This window comes from Nostoc sp. UIC 10890 (assembly GCF_054786515.1).
This window is the reverse complement of sequence record NZ_JBSGKF010000001.1, coordinates 6,167,418-6,190,527: the sequence shown is the minus strand read 5'-3', so window position 1 is coordinate 6,190,527 and position 23,110 is coordinate 6,167,418. Positions and strand designations below refer to the sequence as shown.

The following is a 23,110-nucleotide window of genomic DNA, read 5'->3' as shown; positions in this document are numbered from 1 at the left end:
TTGAGTTAAAATAGAAAAGTTAATTTGAGAACTTAGTAATCAACAAGTACGCAAGCCATTACAAAACTATGCTAAAAATATCATAGCTGCTATAGTATTATTACTTAATTAACTAAGCTCGACTTTATCCAATTACACGGCATAAACGGCAATGTCCCGCAAACGTTCAAACAAAGGGCGAGGTACTTTTAGCATCTCAAAGGATTCATGGGACATTGAAAAAGTACTAGCCCACAAAAATCGCCGCACTAAAGCCAGTGCATCTGAAAATGTTGGCAAATGTTTGGAGTACCAACTAGTTTGTCGAACTTGCAACTAAAAATAATTTTGTAAATGGTATAGAAATCCGCTTTGATTTATGAACGAATTTGCGTAGACAGGCAATAGGCAATAGGCAATAGGCAACAGGCAACAGTCAAGAAGGCTTCTTAGTTGTACTGAGTTTTTTCAGAAATAAAATATGAGTCCTATATGCCAAGTTGGCTGGTTATTAGCGATCGCTTCCACTTCTTTCAAACAAAATCTTGACTTATTCTTTTAAAATTTTCAAAATTTTGAGTTCAGAACCTCGAAGTTGAGCCTTTTAACCTGAACGTTAAGCTTTTTAACTAATGACCAATGACAAATGACCAATGACCAAGGACAAATTAAGTAATATTGATAGCTTGCAATACAGGGAAAGGGCTTTTTAGAGGATAGTAAACAACGCTCAGAGTGTTGGGGATTAGTTGCAAACACTGTAGTGAAATGCCCAAGACGTGAGTCAGCATATTTTCGATGATAGAGGGACAAGCAACTACTAATCCGGTTGTGGGACGGCTTAAATCTATTTCATTTGATGGCACTACGGCGCGTTTAGATAACAGGTTTTGCTGCCAGATGGCGGGAAAATCTTGGCGCAGTACTTGAAGTTGCACGGCTGTTGGATGATATTTCAGCAGTTGCTCGGCGTTTTGTTGGGAGCTATCCAAATCACTGCTGAGACTGAAATCTATTGGTACTGTCTGAAGGCGTTCAGCTAGTTGATGAATTAAATGTGGCGCTGTACCTGTGGCTGGGACTACAAGTAGACGCAAACCTTGTTTGCCGTTTTTCAGCTTGGGGATGACTTCACCTAAATGGGTGGTAATATTCATTGCCTCCAGTTGCCCTTGCTGTTCACCAGGTGTAGGAAAATTCAGGATGCTAATACCGCAGTTTGATTGCTGGAGGACATGGTATTGCTCAGATTTCATCGCGATCGCAGTACTAATTAATGACCGAATTGTGCCACTGTGGCTGACAATTAAAATAGTCTTACCAACATGGCGTGGTAAAATTTCCTGCCAGAATTGCTGGGCGCGATCGTACAAATCTAGTACCGGAAAGCATTGCCGCACAGATGTTGCAACTGCTACGCCACCTCTTCTTAACTCCCTTTCTGGCTGCGGTTCTGCCATCTGAAACTCATGGGGTCGCTCGTTCCAGCAGCGATAATCTGCCGCAAAGTGTTCTTGTACGTATTTGTATGTCAGTCCTTGCCATTTGGGGATATCGATTTCTTTGAGATGGGAAGATGTGAAGATTCTCTTTTTCTCTTCTACTTCCATCCCTTCGAGAATTTCAACTGTAGTTTCCTGGACTCGCCGGAGAGGACTTGTATAAATTGCATCTAATTCCGTTCCTCTCAGAGCAACACCAGTTTGGTAAGCATCGCTGCGTCCCTTTTCAGTCAACACTGAATCATCGCAACTTCCTTGATAACGCTTTTGGGCATTGTAAGTACTCTGACCGTGACGCACTAAAATTACGCGGGTTATGGGTATTGGGCATGGGGCATTGGGCATGGGGCATTGGGCATTGGGAGTATAGGAGGGGTGGGAAGCTTTTTTATAATCTCCCCACACTTCCTCATCCCCCTCATCCCCCAGTCCCCACTCCCCACTCCCCACTCCCTTGTCATTAAATTTCAACTGCATACACATCATCCTCCTGAGAATTTACCGCAGATTTCAAGGCATACATTGCGCTGTAATGTTCACCTAAGCGCAACAATTCTTTGTGTGTACCTTGCTCTAAAATCTGTCCGTCTTCGATGTAGAGAATTAAATCGGCTTGTTCAACGGCTCTAAGATTATGAGAAACTACAAAAGTGGTGCATTTTTGTGTCAAACGATCCATTGCTTCATTGACAGCGTGTTCGTTTTCGTTGTCTAAGCCAGTGGTCGGCTCATCCAAAATTACAATCGCAGCTTGACGAATAGCAGCACGAGCAATGGAAATTCTTTGCCGTTGTCCTCCCGAAAGTGTCGCCCCTCTTTCACCCAAAATAGTTTCGTAGCCTTCGGGTAGCGCCATGATAAAATCGTGGGCATTTGCCAGACGCGCAGCTTGTTCAATTGCTTGGTCTGAAGCCCCTAAAAAACCGTAGGCAATATTATCTTTGATACTTGCAGCAAATAAAACGCTCTCTTGTAATACCACACTAATTTGCTGACGGATAGATTGCACCTTGTATTCGCGCAGGTCGTGACCATCAACTAATATTCGCCCTTCTAATGGGTCATAAAGTCGCAACAGCAAACTTACTAAGGTGGATTTTCCGCCACCAGACGGCCCCACTAAAGCAACGTGTTGACCAGGTTGCACTTCAAAGTTGATGTTGTGTAAAATTTTCTTGGTCGGTTCGTAGGCAAAGGTGACATTTTCAAAACGCACGCCTCCCAACAAAGGCGGTGCATCCATTGCTCCCCGCGAATCGCGGATTTCGGGTACTGTATCCAGCACATCCAAGATGCGCTCGCCGGAAGCGGTAGCTTTAGCGATTTGCCCGGTGTATTTGGCAAGTTGGCGCATCGGCTTAAAAGCAATCCTGAGATAGTTGACAAATACGAGCAAATCCCCTGGTGTGATTGCCTTTGCCAATACTAGCTGCACACCCCGCCATAAAACTAAAGCTGTGGCAATGCCTACTAGCAGTTCCACCATGCGTTCTAAACCGGCTGCGAGTTTTTGCGCCTTGGCACTTTCTTTTAAGCTTTGGCGATTATGACCGGAAAAGTTACTCTCCAGCATATTTTGCAGGGAAAGGGCTTGAACAACTTTGATTGCCCCGATGGATTCCGCCGCCGTTGCTGCCATTGCCCCTTCCCGTTGACGTTGCGATCGCACTACTTGCCGAATGCGTTTTGTCAAGCGCGTGGTGAAGAAAATAAATAAGGGAAACACGGCGACGGCAATCAGCGCTAGTTCCCAATGCAGCCAGAACATGACACAAATCATCCCCACTAAGGTGAGGGAATGGGCAATTAGGGGTAATACTGCCATCACCGTTACCTCTCGCAGTCGTTCAATATCGGAGGTAACGCGAGTAATTAAATCGCCGGTTTTAGCTTTGTGGTGAAATGATAAAGATAGATTTTGGAGATGACTGTAAAGGTCAGAACGAATCTCAGTCAATACATTACTAGCTGCCAGCGACATGCCCACCACACTGAAGTAAGCAGCAGTAGCCCGAAGTAAAGCGATCGCAACTAACCCTAACGTCAAACCTGTTAATAGGGCAAAGGAGCTAAGTCCTGAAAGTAGGGGAATACCCAAAGACTGAGGCTGAAAACCAGCTACAAGGATGTAATCAAAAATAAACTTTAGCGGCCAGGGTTCCAGCAGGTGCAAGAAAATCTCAGCCATCAGTGCCACAAAAGACACAATCAGTAGCGCCTTTTGTTTGCTCAACTGGGGCGAAAAACGCTGCAAAATCCGTACAATTCCTGGTAACGCAGCCCTTAGACTTTTAGGATCTCGATGCGCCATATCATACCAACCAATTCTCCAAAACCCATACTAAAACTGACTTTCAAAAATTACGAATTACGAATTACGAATTACGAATTACGAAAATAGCGATCGCTAATGTAGTGATTTAATTTTCTTTCAAGAGCGATCGCTATTTTCTCCAGCCACAGGGGATTTTGCCCAAAGGTGAGATGACTTAGCAACGGTTTCAAAAATCCCTGATGGCGACGATGCCCCATCCGCTTATAGCGCTTTTTAAAATACTTGTCATTCATTGTCAAATTCCACTTGACGGAAAAGTGTTCTAAACTGGCAATTTCCCAAGCATTACTCCAGCGCAACATAAAGAATGCTAGTTCTGACAATTCAAACTTTAGTCCTGGTACATAAGTAACTACAGAAGCCGGTTCACAGTAAAATTTACCTCCTGCCTCAGCTACTTTTAGACAAAAATCGATGTGTTCTCGCGTACTCAGGAATTCCTCATCTAACAGCCCGATTCGCCCAAAAATCTCGGTGCGAACTAACATACAGTGAAACTCGGCAAACTCACATTGTGTACGATGAAGTTGATCCTGCACCTCAGCAACTTTCCGATTTACAAAGTAATGTTTTTCATGCACCCGTCGCTTGATTCCAGTCTCCTGTATCTCCACAACAATATGAGCTTCACCACCTGCCAAATGTACTGTTTCCCCCAAAGGCTGACCAATGCAAGTTAGCGGACAGACTACAGTCGCGTTTGTTTCTTTAGCGCATTCGAGTAAGGAGTTGAGCCAGCCTGGACTGACAATTACATCGTTGTCAACAAATACTAAATACTCGCTATTAACTTGTTGTAAACCCAAGTTGCGGGCTTGGTTGGGTGAAAGGTACTGTTCTGTGCGGATTAATTGGAATCCTTTTTCTAGTGCTTGTTCTTGGAGGTAGCGTTGGATATGTCGAGGTGAACCGCCATCTATATAAACTAGAGAAAAAGGTAGTTGAGTGTGCTCGTAAATGCTTTCTAACGATTCGCGGGTGTAGCTGAATCGCTCACGCTGGGAAACAATTATAGTGATTTGTGGTTTATTCATGGTTAAAATCTAGAGTTTCTGCGTACTGCACGCCGTTTACCCCACCCTAACCCTCCCCTTGCAAAGGGGAGGGAACAAGATTTTCCGGTTTCCCACAAAGTTCTATTAAATCGGGGTTAAAAACCTTGCCTTGCAAAGGGGAGGGGGGAACAAGATTTTCCGGTTTCCCCCCTTTACAAGGGGGGATTAAGGGGGGTAATTCGACTTGTAACGCCGACAAGGGAAGGGGAGCAAGAATCAAAACCTCAAAGCCTCAAAGGTGCAAGTCAATGCAACAAAGTTGCAGGTCATTGTTAGGAAGGGACTACACGAAAGATATTTCGCCTAACAAAGCTGCATCAGATATCCCTAAGACTCGTTCGTAAACACTCATCCAGTTTTGATATTCTACTGATGGGGCAAGCTGTTGAGTTACTTTTGTCTTGGCTTTTGCACCCAACTTTTGCCGCAGTTCTGGTTGAGTTGCCAGATATCGGATTGCAGCAATTAATTCTTCTGTACTGCCGGGGTTGATAAGTAAACCGTCTACACCATCTTCTATGATTTCTGCGATCGCATCTACACGAGTGCCAATTATTGCTCGACTCGCTAGCATCGCTTCCAACAGGGCATTGGGACAACCCTCATTCAGCGAGGGAATCGCAAAAATATCTAAATGTGATAAATAAGCCAAAGCCTCTTGGCGACTGGTAATTCCAGTGATGCGGAGGCGATGACCAATTTCACTTTGCTGGATTTGTTGCTGCCAATATTCTTGTTCTTTATCAACAAAATCACCTATTAATAAGAGTGTTAAATCTAACTCTTTACCCAACTCGGCACAGGCATCAAGGAGAAATTCAATCCCCTTCTTATCTCGGAATCTCCCTGATGAACCGATAACAATACCTGATAATTCCTTAACTAAAGATGGAGTGGGGAATTGCTCAAACTCGATAGGTGCGATGGAATTCCAGAAAGCTGATGATTTTAACTTCACACTGGGAGTAATAACACTAGCTCTTTTGAGCAAGTCACGGCTGACAAATGTCACCCAATCAGAATTCTCTAAAATCCATGCTATCTGAGCATGATTCTTAGGATTAAAAATATGTTTGTGCAAGTCGCTACCGCGAACACTATTGATTACCGGAACATCATTTTCTCTAGCTAAAAGCGTTGTTACATAACCTGCTTCATTTAGAAAGAAGGCGTGAAACAAGTCAAAGTTATGCTTTTGATGCAGACATTTGAGTTGAAAATAAACATCGCTAAAAAAATCTTGGATTTCTGTTGTTTGAGTCCGAACGGCTGACTTAATGCGATGTACAAACACACCATCTTGAAGCGTTGATGTGCAACTTGCGCGTCTGCGACTTCCATCAAAAACTAGTCGTTGTTTAGAGCGAAAAACGGCAATATGAACTTCATAGCCGCTATCACTTAGCATCTTGGCAATCCGATGCACTGATTCACCAACTCCGCCAACATCGGGTGGATATTCGAGTGTAGTAATACAAATTTTTGTTTTATCCATGATTTGATTTTTATGTGAATTTATTACGCAACTTTTTGCTTAAATGCTAGAGCTTTTAAGACAGTTGCAGTTTTTTCAACTCCATTAGAATCAAAGCTAATTTTATTAGGTTTCTCTTTCAGGTAATGAATAATATTAATAGCTAAGTAATCTGGTTTCAAATCATTAGGATTGATAAACTTGACGATTCCTAAATTACTTAACTTTTCGGCTCTAATAATTTGTTCTCGATCCTGGTTGCCTGTAAAGGGAAGAATCATAGCTCGTACACCTGTAGTTAGAACATTCATTGTGGTGTTATAGCCAGACATATTTATCGAGAGGTCTGCCTTTTTCATGTAATTTAGCAAGTAAGGAGTATAGCGTCGAATGTGGATATTCTTACTAAACTTTGCCATTGCTTGCAGTTCCTTAAATTTGGAATCGGGGATAAATGGCCCGGTAAAAACCTGAATATTGTGTGGCAACGATTTCTCTAAGAAAGGGGCTGTGTTCACTACACATTCAAGCAATTCATGACCAAATCTCCCACCGCCTACGCTAACTAAAATCAGGGGCTTATCTGATTTAATAATTTCTCGATCTTCATCAGTAAGCGCAGGATTTGTCGGTGGTTCTTGTACTACATATCCGGTGTAATATACTTGACATTTGAGGTCATGGACTCTAGAAAACGTTTCTTCTAGTGGAACTAATTCTGGGTCGCCGTGAACCAGCAACATATCAAAATATTTGTTGATTAAGTTACATACTTTTTCTTCGTGTTTTGCCTGTTTCTCTGGTTTAGCAACTACAATATCTCGTAAACTAGAAACGACTTTTGTTGAGCTTCCATTTGATTTTGCTCTTTCTAATAAGGGAATTAATTCAAAAGAAAAGCGTCTTCTCCCAAAGGGGAATAACTCAACTATTAAAATATCAGGCTGGAATTGATCAAATATTTCCAGAAGTCGATTTTTTCTGATTTCCTTCACTTCCGCGAGATTCAAGGCATCATCTACTACTTGCAGTTCTGTAAATTCTGCATCAGTTTTAATTGCAGGTAGGTTTATGACTTCGACACCCGCAGGAATTTCAAATCCTTGAATTATTTCACCACCATTAATAAAACAAATTTGGAAGTCTTGGGTTAAACCGCGCACAATTTCTCGGCTGCGAACTAGATGCCCCATACCTAAAATATGTTGGCAATAGAACATAATACGTTTCATGATACTTTCACCTCTTTCAACAATTTTGGATTTTATATTTTTGATTTTGAATTGTCAAAGAGTTGCTGGTAATTCCTTTGATTACTCCATCTATCGCAATCATTGTTATGAGTTTGCATAAAAAAACAAGGTAAAAATTATAAAACAAAAGAAAAAGTGATTCAGGACTTTTTCACTTTTTAGTTAACCAAGTTTGGCAATCATCACTAATTCCGGTAATTGTTCCGGGGATTTGTAACAAAATGGAGTCACGCTCTTTTTTTTAGCGAGTAAGGTAGAGATGTATTGGCTAATTTTGGGCAATCCATCCAGATTAATTGTGGGAAAAGAAATCTGCGGAGTTTGGAGTTGTTGTAACAGCGATCGCAGTAATATATCTGGAGTCAGATCATTTGGATGAATCGCTGCCAAAATCCCCAACTTTGACAAGTGTTCTGCACGAATGCACTGTTCTCGTGATGGCTTAATTCTGGGTACTACTACAGCCGGCTTACCCGCTGAGAGAATCTCGCAAGTTGTGTTGTAGCCTCCCATTGCTACTACGGCATCTGCGGCGGCGATGTAACTCATTAAATCATCGGTAAATTCGCCTATCTGCACTTGGGGATATGCTGCTGCTTTTTGTCGCAGTGCGGCTTGGTGTTCTAAAGGCATTTCTGGGCCACATATAATTAAACTTCGGAATTTATAGGAATCTGGCAACAATACCAAACTCGATAAATATGTGTCAATTAAGCTGTAACCATCTTCGCCACCACCCGGTGTAACTAAAATAAATTGTTCTTCTGGACTTAATCGCAACTCACTGCGGATGAGATTTGGACTTTTACGCCCCAATTCTGTGCGGATGTAACCACAAAACTGTACCTTCTGGGCAACCATTGGCGGTAGTTGATATTCTTGGCAAATGTCGAAAATTTCGGGAGTGCCAACGACAAGCACGCGATCGTAAAATCTATGTATTGCTTCGTTGTTACCGTGCTTTTGCCATTCTGGAATCGTCACATCTGGATGATCTAAAATGTCGCGCAGTAGGAGAATTAGGGAAGTTTCTGTCAACTTTGTTTTGAGATATTCGATAGCCGCTTTTAATTCATTACGGATACCATAAGGCTTTTTGTCTACTAGAAATATATCAGGTTTAAAATTAGCGATCGCAGATAAAATTAACTCTGAGCGGAATTTCACTGTTTCATCAATTTCTGTCCCTAGATACTTGACAGACATTTCACCAGATGTTCCCCGATGTAAGCAGGGTAGTTTAATATAATCGAGTCTTTTCGGGAGACGAAAGCTGTGCAGCATCGGCGAACCAGAAATCACCAGAATAGAAAGTTCTGGAATCGAATCAAGTAAGTGGGTGCATATTGCCAGCATTCTGCGAATATTACCGAGACCGAAGCCATCGTGGGAATATACCATCAGTCTCATGGTTAAATGTCCCTAAGTTATTCAGTGAATGGATGCCGTACTAATTCAGTAGCTTCCCAATCTTACATGAGTCTTTTATGAAACTTCTATGAGAAAATTCTCATCATTCTTTTGTCAAAATTGAAGAAAAATTCTGACTTCTGCATACTTCTTCAATTCCGATTGCGTAATGGCAGTATAAGTCAATTCTGGGTGTAGAAATGCGATCGCCCAAATTCCCTAGTTTTTTGTAACAATCATGTAATAGATTTGACAAAAAAGGTGAGAAAGTTTTAGTTTGGAAGCAGCGTATGTCGTTCATCGACACCACTCGCCCGAACCTTGAAAACCGCATAAATTGGTTGACTGGTGTCGATTGCTTATACAGCAAGGCTTTCAAGCTGTGAAATGCATCGGTTATTGACAATTATTCGGGAGTTATTGACACTAAAAAAAGTGTTGTCGATTAGGGGGTCTGAAACCCACTTCTGACAAGGCTTCCAGAAGTGAACTCTTTACGATCACATCGCCCCGAAAGGGGATGGAAACAAACTGGATAATAACCAAAAAAACAAACGCTACACTTTACGATCACATCGCCCCGAAAGGGGATGGAAACTTAAGCTTTTGCTGAGGAGTAATTTTTTTGTAGCCCTTTACGATCACATCGCCCCGAAAGGGGATGGAAACGTTAGTTTAATAGGGGCAGTGCATCCGGATCAATCATGTCGCCTTTACGATCACATCGCCCCGAAAGGGGATGGAAACCTTTTACTAATCTTTTTAGTAAAATCTTTTTTCCAAAACTTTACGATCACATCGCCCCGAAAGGGGATGGAAACATTACGCAAACTTTGCTCAATGTCACCAATACTTCTTTACGATCACATCGCCCCGAAAGGGGATGGAAACGAATGTTATTATAATCGTGAGGGCATCAACCCTTTTCTTTACGATCACATCGCCCCGAAAGGGGATGGAAACGCCGGGGAATAGAAATTCCAACGCAGCGTTTGGGTTGGCTTTACGATCACATCGCCCCGAAAGGGGATGGAAACGACCGATGTAACGAGAACCCGAAGAAAAAACTAAAAAAACTTTACGATCACATCGCCCCGAAAGGGGATGGAAACTTTAAATCTTTAAGGCTTGTCTCAGCATCTTCTAAACTTTACGATCACATCGCCCCGAAAGGGGATGGAAACTTTTGTTCCAACTCTGGAATAAAAATGGCGGGACTTACTTTACGATCACAAAGACGCGATAAATCGCCGTCTCTACAAAAATCAGTCCTTGTAGAGACGGCGATTTATTGCGTCTATTGCTCAACCGAACAATACTAGGATGTGGTTTTTCAAATCATCTATATTTGGTCTTTCTTCTCAATTCATAAATCCTAATGTCTTTCCCCTCGCGGGGACGGAAAAAATTGATATGACCAGTCAGATCGATCGCACTGGGAAATACTTGCTAAATTTTTTTCCCCTTTCCCCGAACCGTATTCCTCCTATTCCTCGCACTCATCATTTTCTACGAGATTTGCTTGGGTGGAACGTAATTCTTCTAACGCCAATTCTAAACAGCGATTTTTCTCATCTAACTCCCGCGTCCGTTCGCGCACCTTTTTTTCTAACACCTGGCTGTATACTTCTAACTGTTCATTAGCATCCTTTTGGGCTTTGATGAGTTGCTGAACTTCCTGGATAAGACGATTGAGAGAAGTCGCTAAGATGCCAACTTCATCATTAGTCGTGACGGGTGCTTGTAAATCGAAATTAGATTCTTCTGTAACCTGTTGGGCAATATGGGTGACAGCTTGAATGGGACGGGCAATGGCGCGACTGGTGTAAATTGCTAATAATGTAGCGATCGCAATTGAGAGTGACAGGCTACCAACGATAATGTATAAACGTAACTTTTCCGCCGTTTGTAGTTCCAGTTTTGCTTGCTGATACTCCTCGGCTGTAACTTTCACAAGCTTGCTGATGTCATTGAGAAATTCATCCATCAAAAAAACCGACGAGCCATGCATAAAATTAAACAATTGACTTTGTGCTGTCTTAATCTGGCTCGGTGATAAATTATTGGGATTATTCTCTTTAAAAAAAGCTTCTGTGCGCTGTAAATAAGCACTAAAACCTTGATAATTCTGCAACAACGGGTAAACTGTTTTCTGCCCACTTCCAGAACCATACATGGTAGGCTTATTAATGGTGTAATTTGCTGTTAATTCAAACCAAACTTGTCGGGCTTCGGCAACATAGTCAAGTAATTGAGTGTAATTTTTTCCCCATAGCTTAGGTCTATCCATGTAGAGAATCAGCTGGTGTTGAGTGGTGCGGACATAAAACACACTCGTTTTTAGTTGAGACGCTTGATATAACTCTTCAAATGCAGCTTCTTCCCGTTTGTGCGCCTTCTGCTTGTAATAATCTGCAATCACAAAACCCATAGTAGTTCCCAGCACGGCGATGCTCACAAGCAGCGCATATCCAATACCGATCTTTTGACCAACCTTCAAATAACTAAACCAATGTCTAGAAACACTTGTGTGTCCAGTGAGGTTATTTGATAGTTGCAAGTGGTTATTCGATTGCTTAGAAGTCAGTTTATCGAACTTAATGTGCTGTTTCATACTCAACCACGACTTAGATGGATTTTAATTCGTTCCAGCAAGTCACTGAAGCGAAATGGCTTGGTAATATAGTCATTTGCTCCATTTTTGAATGCGATCGCTCCTTTTTGATCGTGTTTACGAGCTGTGATGATGATAATGGTTAGTGTCTCTCCCTGTCTACGAATTTCTTTTATTACAGTGCAGGCGCTTTCACACAAGCAAAAACCAGCACAAATAATTTTTCGGAAAATTCCCGAAAAATAGCCAAAGTCAACAGCCTAGTACCGCAAGGCGGAATTAAAAATTTATCTCGTTCCCATGTTCTACATGGGAATGCTCCTCGTGGAGGCTCTGCCTCCAATCTGGCATTGAGTCAGAGACTCAATGAATGCATTCCCAGTCGGAGACTGGGAACGAGGAAATGCTTATCAAGCTAGGTTTTTAGGACTTGTGTGTACACCGTAGGTAAAGGGTAAGGGGCGGGGGGAAAGGGTTTAAATCTCTTACCCTTTTCCCTTTCCCCTTTCCCCAGTCCTCACAAGCGCATTTTTGGGTTGGCAGACTACTAGTCTCAATCCCCAATCCCCAGTTCAATCTCTATCGTCAAGTTCATAGCCAGTAAAGGTATTGTAATAAAAGCGATTCCTGGATAAAACAAAAAGTTTATATGACCTCAGTTTCTCCTCACAAAAAAGCCAGAGCTTTAAAACCTACCAGCCGCCGCCCTGCGAAAGAACTCTGTAGCGAGTGCGGACTATGTGATACATACTATATTCATTATGTCAAGGAAGCCTGCGCTTTTATTAATCAGCAAATAGGCGAACTTGAAGCAGAAACGCACACGCGATCGCGCCATCTCGATAACCCCGATGAACTCTACTTTGGTGTTCATCAAGACATGATGGCAGCGCGGAAACAACAGCCCATAGAAGGCGCACAATGGACGGGTATTGTTAGCAGCATCGCCATTGAAATGCTGAATCGTGGCTTAGTTGAAGGTGTGGTGTGTGTGCAGAACACCAAAGAAGACCGTTTTCAACCCATGCCCGTCATCGCTCGTACCCCAGAAGAAATACTAGCAGCACGGGTAAATAAACCAACACTTTCCCCGAACCTTTCTGTGTTAGAACAGATAGAAAAATCGGGAATGAAGCGGCTGTTGGTAATTGGTGTTGGTTGCCAAATTCAAGCATTACGAGCCGTAGAAAAACAACTGGGTTTAGAAAAGTTGTATGTTTTGGGTACGCCCTGCGTAGATAATGTTAACCGCGCTGGACTGCAAAAATTCTTAGAAACCACCAGCCGATCGCCTGATACAGTTGTACATTATGAATTCATGCAAGACTTCCGGGTTCACTTCAAACATGAGGATGGCTCATCTGAAACAGTGCCTTTCTTTGGCTTGAAGACCAACAAACTCAAAGATGTCTTTGCCCCATCCTGTATGAGTTGTTTTGATTATGTCAACTCCCTAGCCGATTTAGTTGTTGGCTATATGGGCGCACCCTTCGGCTGGCAATGGATTGTAGTCAGAAATGACACTGGCAAGGAAATGCTGGACTTGGTGAAAGACCAGTTAGACACTCAACCAGTGACATCTAAAGGCAACCGGAAAGAAGCTGTACAGCAAAGTATTCCTGCTTACGATAAAGGCGTTACCCTCCCCATGTGGGCAGCAAAACTCATGGGTGTGGTAATCGAAAAGATTGGCCCCAAGGGTTTAGAATATGCGCGGTTTTCCATTGATTCTCACTTCACCCGGAATTATTTGTATGTAAAGCGAAATCATCCAGAAAAATTAGAAGCGCACGTTCCAGAGTTTGCCAAGCGTATTGTGGAGCAATATAAGTTACCAGAATAAATTGGGGCATTGGGATTAGGGGAGAGGTGACAGGTGATAGGTAATAGGGAATAATCTGTACCCTGTAACCTGTACCCTATTCCCTTCTTTACTCCCCAATCAGTTATAACTACTAGCTTGACGAGTAAACATCAAGTGATACTGTCCGCCTAGTTCCATGAGTTCGTCATGAGTACCTACCTCGATAATTTGACCGTGTTCTAGTACTACTACTCGGTCTGCTAATTTTGCTAAGGCGAGGCGATGGCTGACTACAACGGCTATTCTTCCCCTCGCTAGGGTACGCAAAAGATTGTAAATCTCATGTTCTGTTTTCGGATCAAGGTTCGCTGTTGGCTCATCAAGTATGAGGAGTTCGGCTGGAGACAGTCGCAGCAAAGCACGAGCGATCGCTAACCTCTGCCATTGTCCCCCAGATAAATCAATACCACCCTCTAGCTGTTTGCCTAAGAGAGTTTCCAAACCTTGATCTAGCTTCTCAATTACTCTCGCCAAACCAGCCTCAGCGATCGCTTCCTTAATCGCCTCATCATCCTGCATTTTCGGTAAATCGCCAAAGGCAACATTTTCCCGCACAGTAGTCGGAAAACGAGCGTAATCTTGCATGACTACATCAATCCGCGATCGCAATTCTTCTAATGGTAGCGATCGTAAATCCTGCCCATTCCAAATAATCGCACCTTGGCTAGGATCATAAAGGCGACATAATAGCTTTGCTAATGTCGTCTTGCCAGCACCATTTTCACCCACTAATACAATCATCTCGTTGGGGTGAATCATCAGGTTGATGTTTTTCAGGATTGAGCGATCGCTGTTGGGATAAGTAAAGGAAAGATTTTTGAGAGAAATGCCTGTCTGCGATGGTTCATACTCAGTTGTATTCAGACGTGATAAAGCTTGCTGATGATGATTCCCATTTCTTTCAAAGTTCTTATTATTAGCAGCTAATTCCCTGACTTCTCCCCATGCCTTTGTGACTGACTTTGATTGCAACTCTGGATTAGAACAAGACAACTGCGGCTCTAACTCCAAAAGCTGGAAAATGGGGGTTGTTGCCAGTGCAATATTATATAATTCTGATCCCCCAGACATCAGATTTTCTAAACTCCGACGCACTTCCAAAATTACCCCAGTGTAAAGTGCTAAATCCCCTAATGTATGGGTTCCACCTAGCACTCCTTGGACTACATATATATACGGTAAAGCCAAACCGAAACCACTCAATAAAGACCAGCCAATAACCGCTGTTGTCCCCCGACGGCGGATCTGTTCCATTGCTCTAAAAATGGTACGGTAAAGTCCGTGCCAGCGTTCTAACAATAAGGATTGCAAGCTAAACAAACGTATTTCTTTGGCGTATGTCTCCCCAGTTAAAACCGTTTTATACAAGTTCATTTCCCGAAGAACACTTGCTTGGGTTTTTTCTATCCTCCAAGCTTGCTTACGGTATTTCATCTGCACATACATCACAGGGGTAACGCAGCTCAATAAAATTATTGGTACCCACCAAGCAAGGGACATCGAAAGCAGTATGGCTGGAATGAAGATGAAAATTCCCTCTAACAGCGTCACAAGCCTGAGACAAAGCTCTGGAAGTCTTTGCACTCCCTTTTCGGACAACTGCACCAAATTGAGCAAATCGGGTGTTTCAAACAGGGCAATATCTTCAAAAGTGGCAACCTTCTCAATCACTTGTCCTTGGGCAAAGCCGAGAATGCGATCGCGCAGAGAAGTATATACAAAAGCATTGATATTAGCGATCGCATCACTCACCAAATTTACCAGCAGTGAACCTGCAATACTGGAGAGTAGCAGCGGTTGAGAAAGTATCAGGGCGATCGCATTCTGCGTTGTCCCGGCGCTCAATAAGCGGGTTATTTCATCAATAATTACCTTGTTGAGCCAAATGGCGATCGCTGGGCCTGCACCACCCACTAAGGTCAATATTGCGACATAGCGTAGCTCCTTTGGAACTACCTGTATCACCGTTGCCACACTCCGGCGAAATGCTTGGAATGGAGAAATTTCAATTATTTGCATATATTTTAAAGTAGCAAATAATAGCAAAATTCCTAGACAGACGTTGTGATCTTAATGGCACTAAGAAAAACCCAAAAGCTTGTGTCGTCTCGTTCCCAGCCTCCAGGCTGGGAATGTATTTAAAAGAGGCTCTGCCTCAATTCAAGCTACTGGAGGTGGAGCCTCCCAGAATGGATTCCCAGCCTCCAGGCTTGTTCCAGTCAGAACAAGGGCTGTATCTTTTCTTAGTGCCATTCCGTTGTGATCTCAATGTCATTAACGAACTTTAGGGGTTTAAGTCCTAGCTTTTGAAGGGCATCACGTTTTGATACCTAAGCTAAATCCCCGGACGCTCTCTACGAGACGCTAAAAGCGAACGCAGACTCGCTAACACAAAACGTCATTGCGAATTGGTTTAATTTTCCACCCAGTCCCCAATCCCTAATCCCCAGTCCCTCATACAGCACTTTTAGGAACAAAAATAAAAAAAGGTTAAAAGACAAAAGTAAAAAGAAAATTTCATCTCTTTTCCTTTGCCGTTTAACCTGATTCTGCAAAAACTTTAATGCTTTATTTGTTAAGGATTCAATCAGATTTATGCTAGGTCGCAACGCACAGCCACAGACGTTTATGCTGTTCCCAGCTTGTTGTTAAACATCGCAACCTAGATGTAATCAAATTGCTCCTCTGGTTTTAGCAAAATATTAATTAGAAAGTGGATTTACTATTTACTTCACTTCACTGGGTTCAAACTTAGTCACCTTACCTTTTTTCACGGCAACAATCACATCGTAGTGTGAACAGTAAGCAAATGTGACATTATTGGCTTTGTTATAAAGGTTAACTACGTGACCTGCACCACCTGGCTGGATACCGATTGGCTCCAAGTCAGTAAAAAAGAAACGACGCAGTTGATCGCCACTACCAATCTGACCTTTATTCTTAGTCAGCAAGTCTATTTTCTGTGCTACAGACAATTCTTCGGCTGCTGATGCCTGCACTAATAACGGATTGATCGCTTTTAATGGTACGTCCCAAACTGTGAAAAAACCAACCAAAGCAACACTTGTAAGTAGGGATGCGAGTTTCATTTGCTACTTCTCTTTTTTGTTTTATCCTGAACATCCAAAGCATCTCAAGAAGGAGTGAGAGCTTATTGAAACTTGACCACTATTTTCATGAATTTATCCCTTGAGAAAATTTAGTTAATTCTCAGCAATTTCTCAGGCAATGATGGTAGCTCAAAGTCACAGCATAATTTAAGTATTTTCTCAACAAAACCTCATTCTGAAGTGGATGAGGACAAAATAATATAATGAGCAATGCTTTCATTGCAGTAGTGTTATTGTGACTAGACCTAGAAAACCACATCGCCTAATCCATAGAATTCCCGGACAAACATATCTTTGGCTAGCAATGCTAATTTTTGGAGCATCTAGTGCCGTTACCCGAAAGCTAACAGAAATTGGTGCTCAACATTTCATCGGCGATCGCAATCCAATTTCTTTGTGTAATGTTTTATTCGTGGGAAACCTTTGCGCCTTGATACTTTTGATCCTAATCTATGGGCGACAGTGGAACAAAGCTACTTTGAAGCAACTTTCAAGGAAGGATTGGGTCAGTCTGACAGCAGTAGCTATTTTATCGGGAGCATTGGCCCCTGGCTTAATTTTCCAAGCACTGGCACTCACAGGGGTGAACAATGTGATCTTGGTAGGACGCTTGGAACCGCCTCTAAGTCTGGCTTTATCAGTGTGGTTATTGAAGGAACGGGTAAATATTTGGGAATTTATCGGAGCGATCGCAGCTTTTATTGGCGTGATCCTAACTATTATCCTTCAGCCTCCAGGAGAAACCATGATGAACATGGGAGGTTTCGGTTTAGGCATAGGAGAACTTTTGGCAGCAGTGGGATCTGTGGTTATAGCTGTTTCTACGATTATTGGCAAAAAACACCTTTCCCAGATTCCTTTAGGAATCTATAGCATCTTTCGGACTGCACTAGGAACCATAATCTTTTTCCTCATTGCTTTAGTCCTCTATGGCAGAGATCATTTCGCTGATGTCTTATCACCATTCTTGTGGCAGTGGATGTTTCTCTATGGTGGGTTGATTGTAGTGGTAGGCCAATCTTTTTGGATTAAAGGCTTGAAAACTTCTAATGTATCTACGGCTTCCTTAATTGGTTCATTTGGCCCAATTGTAGGCATCCTCGCAGCATATTTAATTTTGGGTGAAGCCCCTAACCTACCTCAATATATTGGCGGTAGCTTGATTTTAGTAGGCATATTCTTGAGCCAAGTTGGTACATGGCGTCAGACTTCTAAGAGAGTTGCATCTAGTAAGGTGAATTCTACTCCAGCACAGCAACAAGTAGAAAGTAGTATGGGATTCAAAGGAACTTAAAGGTTTCTAACCAAAAAGCGCCGCTTACTCCTCGTCTTGTAGAGAGCATCATTACGAATTACATTGAGATACAATATGCCTTCCTCCGCTGTCCTTTTTGATCTTGACGGGACTTTGACAGATCCTAAGCCTGGAATCACTGGTTGCATTCAGTATGCGCTCTCTGAACTCGGTTACAAACCACCAAATGCTGATGAATTGCATTGGTGTATTGGGCCTCCACTGAAAGATAGCTTTTCGCAATTACTCAACACCTTAGATGGCACTTTAATTGAAGAGGCTATTTTACTGTATCGTCATCGCTTTGCCACCATTGGATTGTTTGAAAACTCCCTTTATCCTCAGATTCCAGAAATTCTAAAAGCCATTCGTTTGGCTGGTTATAAAACTTTTGTTGCGACTTCCAAACCATACATTTATGCTACGCAGATTATTGAATATTTTGACTTATCATTGCTTTTTGATGGCGTTTATGGTAGCGAACTTGACGGAACCCGGAGCATAAAAGGCGACTTGATTCATCACATCTTAGTGATGGAAAATCTTTCATCTTCTAGTGTGGTGATGGTAGGCGATCGCTCACATGACATCATTGGAGCCAAGCGCCATGACATCGCTTCCATTGGCGTGACCTATGGCTATGGAACTGAAGAGGAATTAAAAGCTCATGGTGCTGACTTCATTGCCCATTCTCCAAGTGATATTCTCAGACTTTTAGGGAATTGGGAATAGGGGACTGGGGACTGGGGATAGGGGATTGGGCAAGAAAATATGAGTAAGATTTGGTTGTGGTCTGATCCCTATCTAAATCTTTCCAGTCCCCAATCCCTAGTACAACACGGCGGAAATAAACCAATCATTCCAAATCAACGAAACCCTTATGCTGTCTTCATTTTTAATTTTTAATTTTTAATTTTTAATTCCGCCTTGCGGTACTAGTCCCCAATCTCTAACAAACAAATTAGTGCCTCTACTAAAGCCTGATTTTGCTCATCAGTACCAACAGTGATGCGTAATTTATCATCTAGTCCAGGTTGCTTGAAGTAGCGGATTAAAATTCCCCGTTCCTTCAGTTTTTGATAAAGATATTCTGCGTTTCCCTCTTTTGGCTGTGCCAGCAAAAAGTTAGTTTGGGAATCCCAAATATGAAAACCTAATTGTTTCAAGTCTTTTGCCAACTTGATCCGTGATGCCTTAATCTTTGCTATACAAGCATTTTTATAAGTTTGATCGGTAATAGCAGCCGTGCCAATTGCACAAGCGATCGCATCAATGTTATAGCTATCCTTCACCTTAAACAATCCCTGCAACAGTTTGGGATTTGCCACTCCAAACCCCAATCGCAATCCTGCTAACGAATACCCCTTAGATAATGTCCGAATCACGATGACGTTTTCGTATTCCTTCACCAAAGCCAATGCATTATTGTCTTCGGTAAAATCTATATATGCTTCATCAATCACTAAAACTCCAGATAACTGGCTGGCTAATTTTCGCAAGTCATCTGTTGTGACTACATGCCCCGATGGACTATTGGGCGAGGCAATAAATGTCACAGCCCCATTGGCAGCAACTAGTTCTTCCAAAGGTAAGCTGTAGTCTTCGCTGTAGGGAATCTCAAGAATTTCCGCTGCTTGCATTTCTGTTAATGTGCGATATAGGACGTAAGTTGGCATCGGGTAAACAACTTTCTTCCCCGGTTCTGCACAGGCTCGAATGATTACACTCAACAATTCGTCACTGCCATTTCCGACAATAATCCAATCACTAGGAACTCCTAAAACTTTACTTGCAGCTTGTCGGAACTCCCCACCGAAAGGTTCTGGATACCGCCGTAACCACTCACCATCGATATTTCGTAACACAGCTAGTGCTGCTGGGGAAGGAGGATAGGGGTTTTCGTTGCTGTTAAGTTTTATGATCTGTGTGCCACGTTGAGGCTGCTCACCAGGAACATAGCTAGCCATTGCGTCAACATTAGAGCGAAAGTAATTGGTCATCTGACATTAGATATGAAGATATGAATTTCAGTAAATCGCCAAGCTTTGCTCAAGAGCGATCGCAAGCATAGGTAAATATCGTACTCATTTAGGTATTTTTTTAGCAACCAATTCCACAAGTCTAAACTGTTGCGGAGTCTTATCCAGATAATTGAAGGATATACAACGCGAATACGCTAGACGTTTAATCATGCTTACGAGTAAAATACGGTAAGTACATCGCTTTACCGGCTTTTACATGTAAAACCGCGAAAAACCCGTTAGAAGTTGATTTTAGCAGAGCAACTGACCCATAAGCAGTTATCAAAGTCTGTTTCAGCTAAATGCTAAGTTGTCATGCTTACAAAAACTTTCAGACAGGTTTATAAGTTGTCCAGAAATCCTCTGCCCTAATTTTTAGCTGGATAACCTTTGTGTCACTCATCTCTTGAGAAACACAATAACTTGCCATCACTAGCTCTGTTTACCACTGGGCTATCGTTTGGCTGACTTGATGCTCCTTAGCAGTGAAGCTTTAGCTAACTCTACTCGTAGTTAAGTCAGTGAACAGTTATCAAAGCTTCATTTGGGTTTAAACCCCAGCCGAAACTGCTCACTTATATAAGTGGAAGACTCAACAGGACTCTGATAACTGATAACTAATTGTTGAAACCCCAAAGATTATGCACTATTTGTTACTACCGTTCTTAAGCTTTTTTGTTGGCATCATCGTTGGTTTAACAGGAATTGGTGGAGCCTCTCTCATCACCCCAATGTTGATTTTTGTCTTTCAGGTTCCGCCTTCCATCGCTGTGAGTTCTGATGTTGTGGCTGCCACATTGATGAAGATTGTTGGTAGCATCAAGCATTGGGAACAGAAAACCCTTCACACAGAAGTTGTCAAATGGCTGGCATTTGGGAGTGTTCCAGGTTCACTGTTCGGGGTGGGTATTTTGCACTTCATTAAACGTACAGGTGAATATAACCTGGATAATATCTTGCTCCGTTTACTTGGCGGGATGATTTTGCTAGTCACAGTGTTAGCACTAGTGCAATTGTTGTTATTGACTTTTTTCCCAAAATTTAATTTACCCGAACTGCCAAAGTTAGATTTAGAAACTAACTTTGGTCGTTTCCTAACAATCGCTTTGGGAGGAATTTTAGGCTGTTTTGTCGGTCTAACTAGCGTTTCATCAGGTTCAATGTTTGCCTTAGTGCTGATTGGGTTTTTCCGCCTTGATGCACGGAAATTAGTGGGTACAGATATTTCGCACGCAGCCATTTTACTGCTGTTTACAGCCCTTGGTCATCTCAGCTTAGGAACAGTTGATTGGAGTTTGGTACTACCTATATGGTTAGGCTCTGTACCAGGAGTGTTACTAGGTGCTAAAATCTGCCAGATAGCCCCACAACGCCCACTACGGTTTATTATTTATGCGATCTTGATGATGGTAAGTTGGAAATTAGTTCATCAGGTATAGCAATCCGATTTGATTTCTGAATCACTCGTAGAGGTAAGGGACTGGGGATTGGGGACTGGGAAGAAGGAATAAAGGTGTACTGAGTTTTATTCAAAAATCAAATAGTAATCCTATATAAGCAATTTGAGATTTTCAATTCCAAATCCAGCATTCAATATCCAATGTTGATTAACTTTTCATCCAAGGTAGTAGAGTAAATGTGCCTCGTTCATACATAATCAACAAACCCAAACCAATTAACACAAAAGGTACAACAGCTTTACCGTAGCGACTTAAAACATAAGCAATGGTAGGTTGACGGCTTAAAAAATAAGCGATCGCACACCAAACCCCTACCATGATAAAAAATATACCTAAAATTACTCCCAAACTGGCAAGATCCTGACCAGCGAATAAAGGGATATATATACTGATATTGTCACCACCATTTGCGATCGTTACTGCTGCCACTTTATAGGTTTGGGGATGCAAAACGCTCAAAATAAAAGACAATACTGGGTTAGTCGGTGTGGACTGTCTAAAATCACTACTGACTGTCTGAACTGATATAGTTTCTTCTTTTCTAGATACTAATTGTTGAATCCCAATTCCTACTGGTAGCAGTCCTAGTAATCCTATCCATTCTCGCTGTACAACCAAACCACCAAAAAATCCTGGTAAGCTAGCGATGATAATGGCTGCAAAACCTAGATATTGACCGAGTAAGATATGCCGTCGCCGAAAATTAACATCTACTTGTGAAAAAAAGATTAACAAGATAATGATGTCATCTATGTTAGTGGCGATGAAGGCAATTATCCCTTCACTGAAGGCTGTCCCTAGCTTACTCATCCTGGATTTTTAGAATCTACGATTTATCACCATACCAAATTCACTAATTCGTAATTCGTAATTCGTAATTCGTAATTATTGGGGAAATACTTACGCTTCTGGCACAACTTAGATTTAAAATGACACAGTAATTATTACTGACTCCTGAATTCTTCTTTATCATAAAACATGAACGAGTTAGTTACTGCAATTACTACAGGGGCAATTGTGTTCATTGCCACTAACATAGATGATATTGTCATTCTATTGTTGTTTTTTTCTCAAATAAATACTCACTTTCGTCCCCGGCATATAGTTGCTGGACAGTTTCTAGGTTTTACAGTTTTGTTAATCCTTAGTCTTCCAGGTTTATTTGGTGGTTTAGTTTTATCAAAAAGCTGGATTGGATTACTTGGTTTACTCCCAATGTCCATAGGTATCAGTAGCTTAGTAAATCGGGAAGAAGATTCATTAAGAGAAGTTGTAGCTGCAACAGAAGAAGCTGAAGCATCAACAATTACTAGTTTTTTTTCTCCCCAAGCTTATAGTGTGGCAGCTGTTACAATTGCCAATGGTAGCGATAATATTAGTGTCTACGTGCCTTTATTTGCTAGCAGTAATTTAGAGAGTTTTGTGGTAATTATCGGATCATTTTTTCTATTGTTAGGACTTTGGTGCTACGCTGCATACAAATTAACTAACAATAGAGTAATAGCTGATATATTGACTCACTACGTTAATAATCTCGTGCCTTTTGTTCTTATAGGATTAGGGGCTTTTATCGTATTAAAAAGTGGAGCTTTGAGCTTAATAAAACTAGCTGCTAGTGGTGTTTGTTTAATGATTTTGGTGAAAAATAATGAAAGTACCGATGAAATTGATGAAAACTCTAGTAGATAATTAAGCCAATTTTAGATTTAGATTTAAGTAAGTAGATAGAATTAAACATA

General features: G+C 41.8%; 18 protein-coding genes and 1 CRISPR repeat array. Of the genes, 5 read left to right on the top strand and 13 right to left on the bottom strand.

The window, feature by feature from the left end:
- Positions 1–132 precede the first annotated feature (132 nt).
- The 9 genes from ACWATR_RS25645 to ACWATR_RS25605 form a co-directional block, all read right to left on the bottom strand.
- Positions 133–315: a hypothetical protein gene (locus tag ACWATR_RS25645; RefSeq protein WP_460338590.1), complete on the bottom strand. Its 183-nt coding sequence runs from the start codon at positions 313–315 to the stop codon at positions 133–135.
- A 332-nt stretch (positions 316–647) separates the two neighbouring features.
- Positions 648–1,958: a histidine phosphatase family protein gene (locus tag ACWATR_RS25640; protein ID WP_460338588.1), complete on the bottom strand. Its 1,311-nt coding sequence runs from the start codon at positions 1,956–1,958 to the stop codon at positions 648–650.
- On the bottom strand, positions 1,942–3,792 hold the full coding sequence (locus ACWATR_RS25635) for an ABC transporter ATP-binding protein (protein ID WP_460338587.1): 1,851 nt from the start codon (positions 3,790–3,792) through the stop codon (positions 1,942–1,944). The genes ACWATR_RS25640 and ACWATR_RS25635 overlap by 17 nt, the downstream gene beginning before the upstream one ends.
- A gap of 71 nt (positions 3,793–3,863) precedes the next feature.
- Entirely contained in the window at positions 3,864–4,850 is a 987-nt protein-coding gene (locus tag ACWATR_RS25630) for a glycosyltransferase family 2 protein (RefSeq protein ID WP_460338585.1), read from the bottom strand.
- Between the two features lie 304 nt (positions 4,851–5,154).
- Positions 5,155–6,366: a glycosyltransferase gene (locus ACWATR_RS25625; protein ID WP_460338583.1), complete on the bottom strand. Its 1,212-nt coding sequence runs from the start codon at positions 6,364–6,366 to the stop codon at positions 5,155–5,157.
- Positions 6,367–6,389: 23 nt separating this feature from the next.
- Positions 6,390–7,577, bottom strand: a complete 1,188-nt coding sequence (locus tag ACWATR_RS25620) for a glycosyltransferase family protein (RefSeq protein WP_460338581.1) — start codon at positions 7,575–7,577, stop codon at positions 6,390–6,392.
- 183 nt (positions 7,578–7,760) lie between these two features.
- The gene (locus tag ACWATR_RS25615; protein WP_460338579.1) at positions 7,761–9,008 is read right to left on the bottom strand and encodes a glycosyltransferase family protein; all 1,248 of its coding nucleotides are present in this window, start codon (positions 9,006–9,008) and stop codon (positions 7,761–7,763) included.
- 492 nt (positions 9,009–9,500) lie between these two features.
- A CRISPR array of direct repeats spans positions 9,501–10,192; the repeat unit is 36 nt; unit sequence CTTTACGATCACATCGCCCCGAAAGGGGATGGAAAC.
- Between the two features lie 302 nt (positions 10,193–10,494).
- The gene (locus ACWATR_RS25610; protein WP_460338577.1) at positions 10,495–11,622 is read right to left on the bottom strand and encodes a HAMP domain-containing protein; all 1,128 of its coding nucleotides are present in this window, start codon (positions 11,620–11,622) and stop codon (positions 10,495–10,497) included.
- A gap of 2 nt (positions 11,623–11,624) precedes the next feature.
- Positions 11,625–11,822 carry a response regulator transcription factor gene (locus ACWATR_RS25605; protein WP_460338575.1) on the bottom strand — a complete coding sequence of 66 codons (198 nt, stop codon included), beginning with the start codon at positions 11,820–11,822 and terminating at the stop codon, positions 11,625–11,627.
- 449 nt (positions 11,823–12,271) lie between these two features.
- On the opposite strand from ACWATR_RS25605, the gene ACWATR_RS25600 reads away from it, so the two are divergent.
- Positions 12,272–13,465, top strand: a complete 1,194-nt coding sequence (locus tag ACWATR_RS25600) for a Coenzyme F420 hydrogenase/dehydrogenase, beta subunit C-terminal domain (protein ID WP_181929645.1) — start codon at positions 12,272–12,274, stop codon at positions 13,463–13,465.
- 99 nt (positions 13,466–13,564) lie between these two features.
- Here ACWATR_RS25600 and ACWATR_RS25595 read toward each other — a convergent pair whose 3' ends face one another.
- Positions 13,565–15,505, bottom strand: a complete 1,941-nt coding sequence (locus ACWATR_RS25595) for an ABC transporter ATP-binding protein (RefSeq protein ID WP_460338572.1) — start codon at positions 15,503–15,505, stop codon at positions 13,565–13,567.
- A 707-nt stretch (positions 15,506–16,212) separates the two neighbouring features.
- Positions 16,213–16,575, bottom strand: coding sequence for a hypothetical protein (locus ACWATR_RS25590; RefSeq protein WP_460338570.1), 363 nt, complete (start codon positions 16,573–16,575; stop codon positions 16,213–16,215).
- Positions 16,576–16,831: 256 nt separating this feature from the next.
- Between ACWATR_RS25590 and ACWATR_RS25585 the strand changes: the two genes are divergently transcribed.
- Positions 16,832–17,890, top strand: coding sequence for a DMT family transporter (locus ACWATR_RS25585; protein ID WP_460338568.1), 1,059 nt, complete (start codon positions 16,832–16,834; stop codon positions 17,888–17,890).
- A 75-nt stretch (positions 17,891–17,965) separates the two neighbouring features.
- A complete protein-coding gene (locus ACWATR_RS25580; protein ID WP_460338566.1) occupies positions 17,966–18,622 on the top strand; it encodes an HAD family hydrolase in 657 nt (218 codons plus the stop codon).
- 203 nt (positions 18,623–18,825) lie between these two features.
- Here ACWATR_RS25580 and hisC read toward each other — a convergent pair whose 3' ends face one another.
- Positions 18,826–19,890: a histidinol-phosphate transaminase gene (gene hisC, locus ACWATR_RS25575; protein WP_460338564.1), complete on the bottom strand. Its 1,065-nt coding sequence runs from the start codon at positions 19,888–19,890 to the stop codon at positions 18,826–18,828.
- Between the two features lie 662 nt (positions 19,891–20,552).
- Here hisC and ACWATR_RS25570 point away from each other — a divergent pair.
- Positions 20,553–21,350 (top strand): sulfite exporter TauE/SafE family protein, encoded by a 798-nt coding sequence (locus tag ACWATR_RS25570; RefSeq protein WP_460338562.1) that lies wholly within the window; start codon positions 20,553–20,555, stop codon positions 21,348–21,350.
- Between the two features lie 168 nt (positions 21,351–21,518).
- Here the strand turns inward: ACWATR_RS25570 and ACWATR_RS25565 are convergent, their stop codons facing one another.
- On the bottom strand, positions 21,519–22,181 hold the full coding sequence (locus ACWATR_RS25565; protein ID WP_460338560.1) for a cadmium resistance transporter: 663 nt from the start codon (positions 22,179–22,181) through the stop codon (positions 21,519–21,521).
- Between the two features lie 168 nt (positions 22,182–22,349).
- On the opposite strand from ACWATR_RS25565, the gene ACWATR_RS25560 reads away from it, so the two are divergent.
- Complete coding sequence (locus ACWATR_RS25560; RefSeq protein WP_460338558.1) at positions 22,350–23,060, top strand: cadmium resistance transporter; 711 nt, start codon at positions 22,350–22,352, stop codon at positions 23,058–23,060.
- The last annotated feature ends 50 nt before the right edge of the window (positions 23,061–23,110 follow it).